At 68.7% G+C, this 14,190-nt stretch carries 12 protein-coding genes; 8 read left to right on the forward strand and 4 right to left on the reverse strand.

Annotation, left to right across the window (positions count from 1 at the left end; genetic code table 11):
• The coding region (locus ACNJ7E_RS04760) for a bifunctional o-acetylhomoserine/o-acetylserine sulfhydrylase (protein ID WP_418339283.1) at window positions 1-1,155 on the forward strand (1,155 nt) is incomplete at its 5' end.
• A 46-nt stretch (window positions 1,156-1,201) separates the two neighbouring features.
• Here the strand turns inward: ACNJ7E_RS04760 and ACNJ7E_RS04765 are convergent.
• On the reverse strand, window positions 1,202-2,380 hold the full coding sequence (locus ACNJ7E_RS04765; RefSeq protein WP_105414235.1) for an acyl-CoA dehydrogenase family protein: 1,179 nt from the start codon (window positions 2,378-2,380) through the stop codon (window positions 1,202-1,204).
• Between the two features lie 166 nt (window positions 2,381-2,546).
• On the opposite strand from ACNJ7E_RS04765, the gene ACNJ7E_RS04770 reads away from it, so the two are divergent.
• Entirely contained in the window at window positions 2,547-3,809 is a 1,263-nt protein-coding gene (locus ACNJ7E_RS04770; protein WP_418339284.1) for an Nramp family divalent metal transporter, read from the forward strand.
• Here the strand turns inward: ACNJ7E_RS04770 and ACNJ7E_RS04775 are convergent, their stop codons facing one another.
• Both ACNJ7E_RS04775 and ACNJ7E_RS04780 read right to left on the reverse strand, forming a co-directional pair.
• Window positions 3,810-6,101, reverse strand: a complete 2,292-nt coding sequence (locus ACNJ7E_RS04775; RefSeq protein ID WP_418339285.1) for a serine/threonine-protein kinase — start codon at window positions 6,099-6,101, stop codon at window positions 3,810-3,812.
• A 23-nt stretch (window positions 6,102-6,124) separates the two neighbouring features.
• The gene (locus tag ACNJ7E_RS04780; RefSeq protein WP_418339286.1) at window positions 6,125-6,820 is read right to left on the reverse strand and encodes a TetR/AcrR family transcriptional regulator; all 696 of its coding nucleotides are present in this window, start codon (window positions 6,818-6,820) and stop codon (window positions 6,125-6,127) included.
• Between the two features lie 104 nt (window positions 6,821-6,924).
• Between ACNJ7E_RS04780 and ACNJ7E_RS04785 the strand changes: the two genes are divergently transcribed.
• Genes ACNJ7E_RS04785 through ACNJ7E_RS04810 form a run of 6 tightly spaced genes read left to right on the forward strand, consistent with a single transcriptional unit; the run spans window position 6,925 to window position 13,713 of the window.
• Entirely contained in the window at window positions 6,925-8,109 is a 1,185-nt protein-coding gene (locus ACNJ7E_RS04785; RefSeq protein ID WP_280778534.1) for a lipid-transfer protein, read from the forward strand.
• Between the two features lie 47 nt (window positions 8,110-8,156).
• Window positions 8,157-8,588: a type II toxin-antitoxin system Rv0910 family toxin gene (locus ACNJ7E_RS04790; RefSeq protein WP_280778535.1), complete on the forward strand. Its 432-nt coding sequence runs from the start codon at window positions 8,157-8,159 to the stop codon at window positions 8,586-8,588.
• Between the two features lie 5 nt (window positions 8,589-8,593).
• Window positions 8,594-9,469 (forward strand): MaoC/PaaZ C-terminal domain-containing protein, encoded by an 876-nt coding sequence (locus ACNJ7E_RS04795; RefSeq protein WP_418339287.1) that lies wholly within the window; start codon window positions 8,594-8,596, stop codon window positions 9,467-9,469.
• A 10-nt stretch (window positions 9,470-9,479) separates the two neighbouring features.
• The gene (locus ACNJ7E_RS04800) at window positions 9,480-10,349 is read left to right on the forward strand and encodes an SDR family oxidoreductase (RefSeq protein WP_280778537.1); all 870 of its coding nucleotides are present in this window, start codon (window positions 9,480-9,482) and stop codon (window positions 10,347-10,349) included.
• 11 nt (window positions 10,350-10,360) lie between these two features.
• On the forward strand, window positions 10,361-12,574 hold the full coding sequence (locus ACNJ7E_RS04805; protein ID WP_418339288.1) for an acyl-CoA dehydrogenase family protein: 2,214 nt from the start codon (window positions 10,361-10,363) through the stop codon (window positions 12,572-12,574).
• Complete coding sequence (locus ACNJ7E_RS04810; protein WP_418339289.1) at window positions 12,571-13,713, forward strand: CaiB/BaiF CoA transferase family protein; 1,143 nt, start codon at window positions 12,571-12,573, stop codon at window positions 13,711-13,713. Before ACNJ7E_RS04805 ends, ACNJ7E_RS04810 begins: the two co-directional genes overlap by 4 nt.
• A gap of 11 nt (window positions 13,714-13,724) precedes the next feature.
• On the opposite strand, the gene ACNJ7E_RS04815 is transcribed toward ACNJ7E_RS04810, so the two are convergent.
• Entirely contained in the window at window positions 13,725-14,186 is a 462-nt protein-coding gene (locus ACNJ7E_RS04815) for a PPOX class F420-dependent oxidoreductase (protein ID WP_280778540.1), read from the reverse strand.
• Window positions 14,187-14,190 lie beyond the last annotated feature (4 nt).

Consider the following 14,190-nt stretch of genomic DNA (forward strand, 5'->3'; position numbering starts at 1 on the left):
GCCGCGCTGTTCGGTCTGGCCGAGCCGGGCAACATCTACACCCGCATCATGAACCCCACCCAGGACGCGGTCGAGCAGCGCATCGCCGCCCTCGAGGGCGGCGTCGCCGCACTGCTGCTGTCCTCCGGGCAGGCCGCGGAAACCTTTGCGGTGCTGAACCTCGCGGAGGCGGGCGACCACATCGTCTCCAGCCCGTACCTGTACGGCGGCACCTACAACCTCTTCCACTACACGCTGCCCAAGCTCGGCATCGAGGTGTCGTTCGTGGAGGACCCCGACGACCTCGAGCAGTGGCGCAGCGCCGTCCGCCCGAACACCAAGGCGTTCTACGGCGAGACGATCGCCAACCCGAAGAACCACATCCTGGACATCCCGGGAATCTCGAAGGTCGGCCACGACAACGGGATCCCGCTGATCGTCGACAACACGGTGGCCACACCGTATCTGCTGCAGCCGCTGAAGCACGGCGCCGACATCGTGGTGCACTCGGCCACCAAGTACCTCGGCGGTCACGGCACGGCGATCGCCGGTGTCATCGTCGACGGCGGCACGTTCGACTGGACCCAGGGCCGCCACGGCAACTTCACCACGCCGGACCCGAGCTACCACGGTGTCGTCTTCGCGGACCTCGGCGCCCCGGCCTACGCGCTGAAGGCGCGCGTGCAGTTGCTCCGCGACCTGGGTTCCGCGGTCGCCCCGTTCAACGCGTTCCTCATCGCGCAGGGCATCGAGACCCTCAGCCTGCGCGTGGAGCGGCACGTCGCCAACGCCCAGAAGGTGGCCGAGTTCCTCGAGGCCCGCCCGGAGGTCACGTCCGTGGCCTACGCGGGTCTGCCGTCCTCGCAGTGGCACGAGCGCGCACGGCAGCTCACTCCGAAGGGTCCGGGTGCGATCGTGACGTTCGAACTGGCCGGCGGTGTCGATGCCGGCAAGAAGTTCGTCAACGCGCTCACCCTGCACAGTCACGTCGCGAACATCGGCGACGTGCGCTCGCTGGTGATCCACCCGGCGTCGACGACGCACTCGCAGCTCACCCCGGAGGAGCAGCTCGCCGCCGGTGTGACTCCCGGACTGGTCCGGCTGGCTGTCGGCATCGAGGGTATCGACGACATCCTCGCCGACCTCGAGACCGGATTCACCGCAGCCGCAGTCTGATCCGATGCCGGGAGGCCGGGGCGCGCGCCTCGGCCTCCCGGCGCTTTCAGATCATGGCGCGCATCATTCCCTGCGGTTCGCCGCCGAGCTGGGTGAGCGCGCTCGCGTGGTTGGTGGGTCCGGGAACGTGAACCGCGTGGGCCAGGCCGGCGTGCGCGTCCCGCCAGAACCGTTGCATCGGCGTCTTGTAGTGCAGCGCGCCGCCGCCGGCGCGCGCGAAGATCTCGTCCACGGCACGCACCGCACGCCAGGCCGCGGCGATCTGGGTGCGGCGTCCGATCGCCCGCTCCTCGAACGTGATCTCCTTGCCCGCGTCGACCTTGTCGTAGAACCGGTCGGCGGTCTCGATGAGGGAGACCCGCGACGCATTGATCTCGGCGGCGGACTCTCCTATCGCACTGAGCACGTAGGGATCCTCCTTGATCTTCTGGCCCGTGATGGCGACGCGGTCCTTCTGCACCGCGATGTGACAGGCCAGCGCGCCCTCGGTGATGCCGATGACGGCGGCGGTGATGCCGAGCGGGAACATGCACGAGTACGGCATGTTGAACAACGGCTCCGGCCTGCCCGCCTCCTTCTGCGCACGTCCGTCCATCACCTTCGCCGCGTTCAACGTCCGGTAGCCCGGGACGAAGGCACCGTCGACGATCAGGTCCTTGCTTCCCGTTCCGCGCAGGCCGATGACGTCCCACGTGTCCTCGACGATCTGATAGTCGGTGCGCGGCAGAATCACGTGCAGCGACGACGGCGGCACCGCGATGCCACCCTCGCCGTCGCCGACCATCGCCCCGAGGAAGGCCCACTGACAGTGGTCGGTTCCGGACGAGAACGACCACCGTCCCGTCAGGACGTACCCGCCGTCGACCGGTGTCGCGACACCCATGGGCGCATACGGCGACGCCATCCACGTGTCGTTGTCCTCGCCCCAGATCTCCTCCTGCACCTGCGGGTCGGCGAACGCCAGTTCCCACGGGTGCACGCCGACGATCCCGGTGACCCATCCGCTCGCCCCGTCGAGTGCGGCGACTCCCATGACGGTCTCGGCGAACTCGCGGGGGTGCACCTCGTAGCCGCCGTAGAGCTTGGGCTGCAGCAACCGGATCGCGCCGGAGTCGCGCAGGAGGGCTGCGGCGGTGTCGGTGAGCCGGCAATCCGCCTCCGACCGGACGGCCTGCCCGCGAATCTCCTCGGCGACGCCGTCGATTCTGTCGAGAACCTGTCCCATCGGGACTCCCTTCCACCGCGAGTAGAACACGTTCTAGTCAATATAGCGCCGGAGGTGGCAATTCCGGGCCGATCCGCACCCCACGCTTGAAAGTTCGTTATCCCTAAATCTATAGTGCGGATATACGAATCAGCAGGTAGATCCGCAGACCACGACCAGGAGCTCCGTGAGCATCGAGGCACCCCGCCCTCTCCTCCCGCGCCGCACGCCCCGCAAGGGCAGTATCCGAACTGTCGCGCTCATCGGGCCCGCCTTCGTGGCTGCCATCGCGTACGTCGACCCCGGAAACGTGGCCGCCAACCTCACCGCGGGCGCGAAGTACGGGTACCTACTCGTCTGGGTCCTCGTTCTCGCCAATGCCATGGCCGTGCTGGTGCAGTACCTGTCCGCGAAACTCGGGCTGGTCACCGGCAAATCACTGCCCGAAATGCTGGGGACCCGCCTGCGGACCGGGAACCGTCGCGCGTTCTGGCTGCAGGCGGAGGCGATGGCGATCGCGACCGACCTCGCCGAGGTGATCGGCGGCGCGATCGCACTCAATCTCCTGTTCGGCGTTCCCCTCTTCGTCGGAGGGCTGATCACGGGCGTCGTGTCGATGGGCATCCTGTCGATCCAGAGCCGCCGCGGTCAGCGGACGTTCGAGTTCGTCGTGATGGGACTCCTGACGATCATCACCGTCGGGTTCCTCACCGGACTCGCGTTCACCGACGTGTCGGGTACGGACGCGCTCGCCGGACTCGTGCCGCGTTTCGAGGGCACCGAGACGGTCCTGCTCGCCGCGAGCATGCTCGGCGCCACCGTGATGCCGCACGCGATCTACCTCCACTCCGCCCTCGCCCGCGACCGGCACGGGAACGACCTGGAAGGCCCCCGCCTCGCGCGACTGCTGCGGGTGACGAAGTGGGACGTGGTCGGTGCCCTGATCGTGGCGGGCGCGGTGAACATCGGCATGCTGCTGCTCGCCGCCTCCGCCCTGCGCGGCATTCCGGGCACCGACTCGATCGACGGCGCGCACGCCGCCATCCAGAGTTCGCTCGGCCCCACAGTCGCCGTCGTCTTCGCCGTCGGACTGCTGGCGTCCGGCCTGGCGTCCACGTCGATCGGCTGCGCCGCCGGCTCCGAGATCATGTACGGCCTGCTGTCGATGCGCATCCCCCTGTTGCTGCGCCGGGTGGTCACCCTGATTCCCGCACTGGTCGTGCTGGCGATCGGCGTCGATCCCACGTTCGCGCTCGTCCTCAGTCAGGTCGTTCTCAGCCTGTGCATCCCGTTCGCGGTGATTCCACTCGTGCGGATGACGTCGAGCCGCGACCTGATGGGCGTCCACCGCAACGCGACGGCCACCACGGTCGCCGCCTGGGTGGCGGCGTCATTGATCGTCGTGCTCAACGTCTCGCTGCTGTGGCTGACATTCACGGGTTCGGCCTGATCACTCGTGCCGCGGCGCGCCTGACACGACGCGCTCCAGCGCGTGCAGGTCCTCGGACAGCAACCGGAACATCCAGTAGGCCGCCACGAACGCGACGACGCTGCCGACGCACAGGACGCGGAGCGCGACGATCACCCGGGGCAGGTCCTCCGGGGGAATGAACGTGGCTCCCGCGATCCCGAGCAGCGGCACGGCGGCGGCCGCGGCGAGGAAGAACGTGCTGCGGCGCCCCAACCGCTTCAACATCCGGGCGTCGGACGCACTGATCTCGCCGTGCCGCAGAAACACCGGGTAGAGGCAGCGGACGGCGTAGAAGTTCACGAAGAAGAACGGGTAGACCACCGCGATCGCTCCGCACACGAGCTGAGATGCGGTGAAGTGGACGATCGTGTTCCACGGAACCTGACTGCCGCTCACCTCCAACGTGATCGGCACGACGAGGCCGCTGACGATCCACAGCCCGAGGCAGAGCAGTGCACACCGCTGGCCGAGCAGCAGGGTGTCCCGGCGCGCCCGGGCGAGCTGGGCGCCGGTGTAGACCCGCCCCCGGCGCAGCCCGCCGGCCACCATCGTCAGGTAGATCACCATCGACACCGTGCCCACGGCTCCGATGAGGAACGCGACCGTGTAGTCGATCCGGGTGATCCGCTCGAAGTTCTCCTGCGCGGCGGGCGGCAGCTTGCTGATGATCAGGGTGCTGTTGTGCTGGTAGCTGTAGAGGATCGCCAGCAGATTGGGAACTGCGATGGCCAGGAACATGATCGGGTGCGTCCACCGCCGCATCCGCAGCCGCCAGCTTCCCGGCGGCGGATCGACCAGATCTCGGGCGTGCGCGTCGAGGCAGACGTCGAGCTGCTGGGCGAGTTCGGTACCGGAGGAGAACCGATCCTTCGGTGCCGGCGCCAGCGATTTCAGCAACACTCGCCGCAGCGCGTTCGGACAGTCGGCGGGCAGCGCGTCGGCGGCCGGTTCGTCCGGTCCGCGCCGCCGCGCGAGCATCGCGTCGAGAGTGGTGCGGTCGCCGGGCGGGTGGGAGTGCAGTTCGGCGTCGCTGTCGTCGAAAGGCCTTCTGCCGGTCAGCAACTCCCACAGGACGACCGCGAGCGAATACAGGTCGCTGCGGGTGTCGAGATCGCCGGGTGCGCCCGGCCGGTCCGGGTGGATCGCCTCGAGCTGTTCGGGTGACATGTAGGCCAGCGAGCCGCCGAAGTACGCGACCGGACTCGACCCGGCGACGTTGCGGCTGAAGCTGATGTTGAAGTCGGCGAGCTTGGGGACGCCCTCCGTCGTCAGCAACACGTTCGCCGGTTTGACGTCGCGGTGCAGGACGCCGTGGCGTCCGGCGTAGTCGAGCGCCTCCGCGAGCCGCCGGCCGAGCCAGGCGACCGTCTCCGGCCAGGTCAGCGTCGCGATCTCCCGGCGCACCCCGGATTCGCTGGGCCGGATCTCGCCTCGCCCGACCAGGGCCCGGTCGATCGCGTCCAGCAGCACGGCGCCGCTGCGCGCTTCCGGCGGAGTCTCACGGACCCGCCCGACCACGTCGAGGAGGGTGCCGCCCGGCACGTACTGCATGTACAGCAGTCTCAGGTCACGGCCCGCGAGGAGGCGTTGATCGAAGACCCGGACGATGTAGTCGTGGTCGAACTGGGCCAGAGTCTGCGGCTCGGTGCCGTGGTCCAGGGAAATCTTGACGGCGACCATCCGTTGCAGCGACCGCTGCCGGGCCAGGAACACCCGCGCGAACGCGCCCCTGCCGAGACCGGTCACGAGATCGAAATCGTCGATCCGCTGGCCCACCTCCAGATCGTCGAGCGTTCCGCCGCTCCCCGGAGACACCGACAGCGTCGTCTCCCCGCGATGGAGCGCCGTGCTCTGGTACTCGCCGGTGCCGAGCAGTTCGTCGAGCTCACCGGCCTGACCCGGAAAATTCTGCGTGTATTCGCTCGCCTCGACCGACTCCCCGCTGCGCCGCCGGATGTGGAACTCCTCGTACAGCAGATCCGGCGGCAACGGCCACCGCCGCAGTTCCGGCAGCTCCTCACAGTATTGGTCGAGCCGCTTCGGGTGGTCGCCGCGCAGCCAGCGGTTCTCGAGGTCGACCTTGACGAGTTCGATGAGCGTGACCCGGCGGAGCGCGGGAGACACGGGCAGGTAGGCGACCAGATCGGGCGCGGACGACGAGGACTCCCAGGCACTGGCGAAGCGCGCGACGGCGTCGCCGACCGCCGTGTCCGACACCCAGGCCTGCTCGGAAGCGGCCGGTGAACCTCGCCGGGAGGGCATGAAAGCCATGGTAGCTGGCCACGGCCGGCCGACTACTGCAGTTCCGACACCGGGGTCGACGGGTCGATGGTGACGCCGATCCGCGCCAGATTGCCGTGCAGCACTTGCCAGATCGACACCTCCAGGAACTCGGCCAGCTCGTCGCTGCCGAGCGCCGACTGCGGGTTGCTCAGCCACCGGTTGACGCTGGCATCCACGAGTCCCACCAACCCGAAGGCCAGCGACTCGGCGAGATCCGAATTGCCGGCCACCGTGTCGAGGACCGTCGCGAGCAGACCGGACAGCTGGAGCGCGATCGCGGTCTTCGTTCCGGTCACTACACGCGAGCCGGTGGTGCGCCTGCTCGGCGATCCGGTGCCGAGGAATTGGTGGAGCCGTGGATATTCCATGATCCACCGCAGGTACGTCTCGACCGCGCGCGCGATCGCCTCGCCGACGGTCCCCTCCGGTGTCAACGTGGGCGCGAGGTCCGCCATCAGTCGTTCGATGATGCGTCCGCGCAGCTGCTCGTCGAGGTCGCCACGATCGGTGAAGATCCGGTAGACCACCGACCGCGGCACGTCGGCGCGGTTCGCGATCTGCTGGACGCCCACGTCGGGGCCGTCCTCGTTGATGGCGTCCATCGCGGCTTCGAGAATCCGGCTTCGGCGTTCCGCCTTGTGGTCCTCCCAGCGCGTGGCGCGGCCGTCGCCCTGGGGCGACGCGGCGGTTTCCACTTTGTCCGGCATCACGCACACGTTACCCATCCAACTGTTGACTGGACAGACTGTCTCACATACTTTGGTGGGACAGGGTGTCACACACACATTTCTCCGGACTCTAGGGAGCCGCAATGGGTAACAGGGTGTTCGTCGTCGGCGTCGGGATGACGAAGTTCGAGAAGCCGGGTGCACGCGAGTGGGACTACCCCGACATGGCGCGCGAGGCCGGCGGCAGGGCACTCGCGGACGCCGGAATCGAGTACGGGCTCGTGGAGCAGGCGTACGTCGGATACGTGTACGGCGAATCGACGTCGGGACAGCGGGCCGTCTACGAACTCGGCCTCACCGGCATTCCCATCGTGAACGTCAACAACAACTGTTCGACGGGGTCGACCGCACTCTTCCTCGCCACGCAGGCCGTCCGGAGCGGTCAGGTCGACTGCACGCTCGCGCTGGGCTTCGAGAAGATGCAGGCCGGTTCGCTCGGGTCCACGTACGACGACCGGGAACAGCCGATGATGCGCCATCTCCTCGCGCTCGCCGAACTTCAGGAGTTCGCGATGCCGCCGGCCCCCTACATGTTCGGCGCCGCGGGCAAGGAACACATGGAACGCTTCGGGACCACGGCGGAACAGTTCGCCAAGATCGGCGTGAAGAACCACCGCCACTCACAGAACAACCCGTACGCCCAGTTCCAGGACGAGTACACACTCGACGAGATCCTCGGCTCGAAGCCGATCTACGGGCCCCTCACCAAACTGCAGTGCTCCCCCACCTCCGACGGCTCCGGCGCCGTCATCGTCGTGAGCGAGGAGTTCGTCGACAAGCACGACCTCGCCGGGCAGGCCGTGGAGATCGTCGGCCAGTCCATGGTCACCGACCTCCCGAGCACATTCGACGACCGGAGCGCGATCAGCCTGGTCGGCGCGGACATGACCCGCACGGCCGCGGCCCGCGTGTACGAACAGGCAGGCATCGGACCGGACGACATCGACGTCATCGAACTCCACGACTGCTTCTCCACCAACGAACTGCTGACCTACGAGGCGCTCGGCCTGTGCGGCGAGGGCGAGGGCGGCAAACTCGTCGACAACGACGACACCACGTACGGCGGGCGCTGGGTGGTCAACCCGTCCGGCGGTCTCATCTCCAAGGGACATCCCCTCGGCGCCACCGGACTCGCCCAGTGCAGCGAACTCACCTGGCAACTCCGCGGCACGGCCGACAAGCGCCAGGTCGACGGCGCCGTGGTCGCCCTTCAGCACAACATCGGCCTCGGCGGTGCCGTCGTCGTCACCGCCTACCGCGCACTCTGATCCGTCTCTCGCACAATTCCTTCCACCTCGAACACCAGGAGTACACCATGGCTTCCGTTTCCGTCGCAGCGTCCCTTCCCGCCTCCCCCGACAAGGCGTGGGACGCGCTCTCCGACCTGTCCCGCTGGGAGGAGTGGCTCACCATCCACCAGTCGTGGAAGAGCGAGATCCCCGCCGAGGTGGCACTCGGATCGAAGTTCACCGAGGTCGTCTCCGTGATGGGCATGGCCAACAAGATCGAGTGGACCGTCACCGAGGTGCAGGTGCCCGAGATGGTGAAGATTTCCGGCACCGGCATGGCGGGGGTCACCGTCGAATTCACGCTGAAGGTCGAGCCGGACGGCGCCGGATCCACGGCGATCATCGACGCGAGTTTCACCGGCACGATGATCGTCGGCCCCATCGGCAAGGCCGTCGCCAAGAACGCCAAGGCGGATCTGGAGGCGTCCCTGGCAGGGTTCGCCGACATGGTGGGTTGATCCGCATGACCACCCCCACAGTCGAATTCGACACGAGCGGCCTCGGTGAGTGGACCGATCCGCAGCGGTTCGAGGTCACCGCCGAGCGCATCGCCGACTACGCCGCGGCCACCAACGATCCCATCGCACGCCACCTCGCCGGCGAGGTCGCGCCACCGGTGTTCGCCGTGGTCCCCGCGTTCACGTCGATGGCACCGGCGGCACTGTCCGTCGCCCCAGTCGAACTGCTCATGAAACTCGTGCACGGGGAGCAGGATTTCCACTTCCACCGTCCGATCCGTCCCGGCGACAACCTCGTGGTCCGCGCGAAACCGATCGGATTCGAGGGCCGGGAGAACGGCTCCACCGTCGTCGTCTACGTCGAAACCACGACGGACGGCGGCGAACTGGTCAACGAGCAGTGGATGACCGCGTTCTTCCGGAAGGTCGACGCGGGAGCCGGACTCGGCGAGCAGGCACCCGCGCACCGGTTCGACGAGTCCCTCCGCGGACAGGCCCCGGTCGCGTCGATCACCCAGCACATCGACGAGAACCAGACGTTCCGGTACTCCCCCGCCTCCGGTGATCCGATGCCGATCCACCTGGACGACGAGATCGCCCGGATGTCCGGACTTCCCGGAATCATCAACCACGGCCTGTGCACCATGGCGTTCACGTCGTGGGCGGCGCTCACCGAACTCGCCGACGGCAGGGTCGAACGGCTCCGCCGGCTCGCGGTGCGGTTCGCGAAACCCGTTCTGCCCGGCCAGGACATCGCCACGCAGTTCCGGCAGGTCGGCGAGTCCACGCGCGGGACAACGTCGTACGCCTACGAGACCAGCGTCGGCAACGAACTCGTCATCAAGGACGGCCTCGCCGTCATCGCGGACACAGAAACCTAGGAGTACGCACATGGGAACACTCGACGGACGGGTGGCCATCGTCACCGGCGCCGGACGCGGAATCGGCCGGGAACACGCACTGCTCTTCGCCCGTGAGGGCGCTGCCGTGGTCGTCAACGACCTCGGCGGCGCGAACGACGGCACCGGCGAGGACGCGGGCCCGGCTCAGCAGGTGGTCGACGAGATCGTCGCCGCGGGCGGCAGGGCCGTCGCGAACACCGACAACGTCGCGTCCTGGGACGGCGCCGAAGGACTCGTCGGCCAAGCGGTGAGCGAATTCGGCCGCCTCGACGTCCTCGTCAACAACGCGGGCATCCTGCGGGACGCCTTCATCGCGGGCATGACCGAAAGCCAGTGGGACGCCGTCATCGCCGTGCATCTCAAGGGACACGCCGCCACTCTGCATCACGCGGCGGCGTACTGGAAGGCGCAGACCAAGGCAGGTGAGACCGTGAACGCGTCCGTGATCAACACCGCGTCGGCGTCGGGCACGTTCATGCCCAATGCGGGCCAGGCCAACTACGGCGCCGCGAAAGCGGGCATCGCCGCACTCACCCTGGTCGCGGCGGACGAGCTCGAACGCTACGGCGTCCGGGTCAACGCGATCGCCCCGATCGCCCGCACCCGGCTCACCCTGGCCACCCCGGGTATGGGCGCGCTGTTCGCCGAGGAGGTGCCGGAGGGCGAGTTCGACGCGTTCAGCCCCACCAACATCTCTCCGCTCGTCGCGCGTCTCGCCGACGCGAACTGCAAGATCACCGGCAAGGTGTTCGCCGTGCAGGGCGGTGCCATCTCCGAGCTCGCCGGCTGGCACGACGTCACGACCATCGAGAGCGACGGCCCGTGGACCGTCGCCGACCTCGCCGACCGGCTCGGCTGAAGGGCCCCGACATGGCCAAGAACACGTACGAGCTCGGGCTCGGACTGACCGAGGAACACCGGGCCCTCGCCGACTCGGTCCGCGCTTTCGCCGAACACACCATCACCTCCGATCATGTCCGGTCCGCGGTCGAGTCCACCAGCGAGGAGAAGTTTCCGCCGTTCTGGGATGCTCTCGTCGGCCAGGACCTGCTGGGACTGCACGTCCCCGAGGACAGGGGCGGTCACGGCGCCGGGCTCCTCACGTTGGCGGTGGCTCTCGAAGCGCTGGGGCGGACCGCCGCCCCGGGTCCGTTCGTCCCCACCGCGCTGTCCGCCGCGCTCGTGGCGGCCGCGGATTCCAAGGTCGGCATCGAGGTGATGCCGGGCCTTCTCGACGGATCACACACCGCCGCAGTCGCGTTGGGCCGCCCACTCGACGCATCGGCGCACGAGGGCGGATACCGCGTCACCGGGGTCGCGGACGCGGTTCTCGGCGGCGAACACGCCGATATCCTGCTACTCCCGATCACCGTCGGCGACGACATTCGCTGGGCCGTTGTCGATTCCGCGGACGTCACCGTCACGGTGCAGGACAGCATCGACGTGCTCCGCGGTTCGACACGGATCACGGTCGACGCCGTTCACGTGGGCGCCGACCGGATCCTCGACGGTCTGAGCGCGCAGCGCGTCCGGTCCGTCGCCACCGTCGTTCTCGGTGCGGAGGCGATCGGTGTGATGTCGTGGTGCGTGTCCACCGCATCCGAGTACGCGAAGACGCGGGTGCAGTTCGGGCGACCGATCGGCCAGTTCCAGGGCGTCAAGCACAAGTGCGCCCACATGGGCATCGCCCTGGAGAAGGCGCGCGCGGTGCTGTGGGATGCCGCCTCCGCCCTCGACAACGCCGACGACACCGCCGATTTCGCCGCAGACATCGCCGCCGTCGTCGTTCCCGATGCCGCGGTGCAGTGCGCACAGGACTGCATCCAGGTCCACGGCGGCATCGGATTCACCTGGGAGCACGACGCACACCTGTTCTACCGCCGGGCGCTGGCCATCCGGGGGCTCCTCGGCACCCGCGAGGAGCGGGCCACCCGGGTGGCCGACCAGTCCCTCGCAGGCACCGCCCGCACCTCCGAACTGGAACTGCCGGACGAAGCCGACACGATCCGCACCGAGGTGCGGGCGGAACTCGCCCCGCTGGTGGGCCTCGACGAGGACGACCAGCTGATCGCACTCGGCGACGGCGGCTGGGTGCAGCCGCACCTGCCGAAACCGTACGGGCGCAGCGCGTCCCCGCTCGAGCAGATCGTCATCGCCCAGGAGATCAAGGCCGCCGGAATCCCGATGCCGCAGCTGCTCATGGGCGGCTGGGCGGTGCAGGCCGTCGTCGCCCACGGCACGGACGCGCAGAAGCGGGATCTCGCCGTCCCCACGCTGCGCGGCGATCTCGTGTGGTGCCAGCTGTTCAGCGAACCGGGGGCCGGTTCCGACCTGGCGTCGCTGACCACCAAGGCCGAGAAGGTCGACGGCGGCTGGACGGTGACCGGGCAGAAGATCTGGACCACGGTGGCACAGTTCTCCGATTGGGCGATGCTGATCGCCCGCACCGACCCGTCCAGGCCGAAACACGAGGGCATCACGTACTTCGTGCTGGACATGTCGACGCCGGGGGTCACCGTCCGGCCGCTGCGCGAGATGACCGGCTCGGCCCTGTTCAACGAAGTCTTCCTCGACGACGTGTTCATCCCGGACGAGAACGTGGTCGGGAACGTGAACGACGGCTGGAACGTGGCCCGCACGACCCTCGCCGGCGAGCGGGTGGCCCTGAGCCAGAAGATGGAGGCCTACGCCACCGACAAGGATCTGCTGCAGTTCGCCCGCGGCCGCGACCTCGGCCCGCTGGCACGCTTCCGCGTCGGCGAACTGGTGGCCGAGAGCCAGGCAATCGATCTGATCGGTTCACGGATCGTGCTGAAGCAGCTGTCGGGGGCGGACGTGAGCACCACGTCCAGCGTCGGGAAGCTGCTCGGTATGGGCCTCGGACAGTCGATCGCCGAATTCGTCGTCGCCGAACTGGGGGCAGCGGGCGCCGTCAGCATTCCCGGGGAGCCGAGCGACAAGGCGATGGAGCAGTTGATCGCCGGCCGCGCCACCACCATCTACGGCGGCACCACCGAGGTGCAGCTCAACGTGATCGGGGAACGCATGCTCGGACTGCCCCGCGACGCGCAGGGGGTGTCGTGACCGGCGGGCCGCTGAGCGGGCTGACCGTCGTCGAGATCGCGAGCCTCGCGCCCGCCCCGTTCGGCTGCATGATCCTCGCCGACCTCGGCGCGGACGTGATCCGCATCGAACGGGCAGGTGACGGCGGCAGCGGGCTGATGGCGCCGTCGGGTGTACTCGACCGCGGACGACGATCGATCGCCGTGAACCTGCGGACTCCGGAGGGGCTGGAGGCCGTCCTGACACTCGTCGAAACAGCCGACATCCTCGTCGAGGGTTTCCGTCCCGGCGTCGCGGAACGCCTGGGCATCGGCCCCGACGACTGCCTGTCCCGCAACCCCGGACTGATCTACGGGCGCATGACCGGCTGGGGCCAGGACGGACCCCTCGCACCGCGGGCCGGGCACGACATCAACTACATCGCGCTCGCGGGCGCGCTCGAACCCATCGGGCGCGCCGGCGAGCGGCCGGTGCCGCCGCTGAACCTGTTGGGCGACTTCGGCGGTGGCGGCCTGATGTTGGCGATGGGGATCCTGGCCGCGCTGCACGAGCGTTCCCGGTCGGGCCGCGGACAGGTGGTGGACGCGTCCATGGTCGACGGCGCGGCGCTGCTGACGGCGTTCGTCCACGGCATGAACGCCGCCGGTCTGTGGCAGGAGGGTCGGGAGCGGAACGTCCTCGACGGGGCCGCCGCTTTCTACGACACCTACGAGTGCGCCGACGGTCTGCACGTGGCGGTCGGGTGCGTCGAACCGCACTTCTACGGTGAACTCCTCGACGTGCTGGGGTTGAGCGGTGAGGATCTGCCGTTGCAGTACGACCTCGATGCGGCGCCGGAACTGAAGAAGCGTCTCGCCGAGGTGTTCGCGACCCGGCCGCGGGACGACTGGGCAGCCGTCTTCGCCGATTCCGACGCGTGCGTGTCGCCCGTCCTGTCGCCGTGGGAGGCGCACGAGCACCCCCACAACAAGGAACGGGAGACGTTCATCGAGGTGGGCGGCATCCGCCAGCCCGCACCGGCACCGCGCTTCAGCCGCACCCCGGCGCCCGTTCCCCGGCCGGCCCCGCGGCCCGGGCAGGACACCGATGCGATCCTCGCGCAGGCCGGTTACGACCCGTCGGGCATCGAGCAGCTGCGCTCGGCGGGTGCCGTCGAGTAGGTGGCAGGGACCTATCCGCGATCGGCGTCCGGCGGGAAGCCGCCGGTCGCGATGGGTCCCCACTCGTCGATGGTGATCCGGATGAGGCTCTTGTTCTGCTTCCGCATGGCGTCCCGGTACTCGTCCCAGTCGGGATGCTCGCCGGAGATGCCGCGGAAGTACTCCACCAGCGGCTCGAGTGCGTCGGGCATGTCCAGTACCTCGGCCGTGCCGTCGATCTGCACGTAGGCGCCGTTGAACTCGTCGGAGAGCACGCAGACGCTCACGGCGGGGTCGTGTCGCACGTTCGCGGCCTTGGCGCGCTGCGGGTAGGTGGCGACGACGATCCGCCCTTCCGAGTCGAGTCCCGACGTGACCGGGGAGATCTGCAGGCCGCCGGAGCGCTTCCGTGTGATCAGCACGCTGCGATGGCGCGGACGGACGAAGTCGAGCAACTCTTCCCGCGTGACACGGTCTGCGGTGGCGATGGCCATGGTG

This window comes from Rhodococcus mengyinensis (assembly GCF_048381435.1).
In the GTDB taxonomy this organism is placed as follows: domain Bacteria; phylum Actinomycetota; class Actinomycetes; order Mycobacteriales; family Mycobacteriaceae; genus Rhodococcus_F; species Rhodococcus_F opacus_D.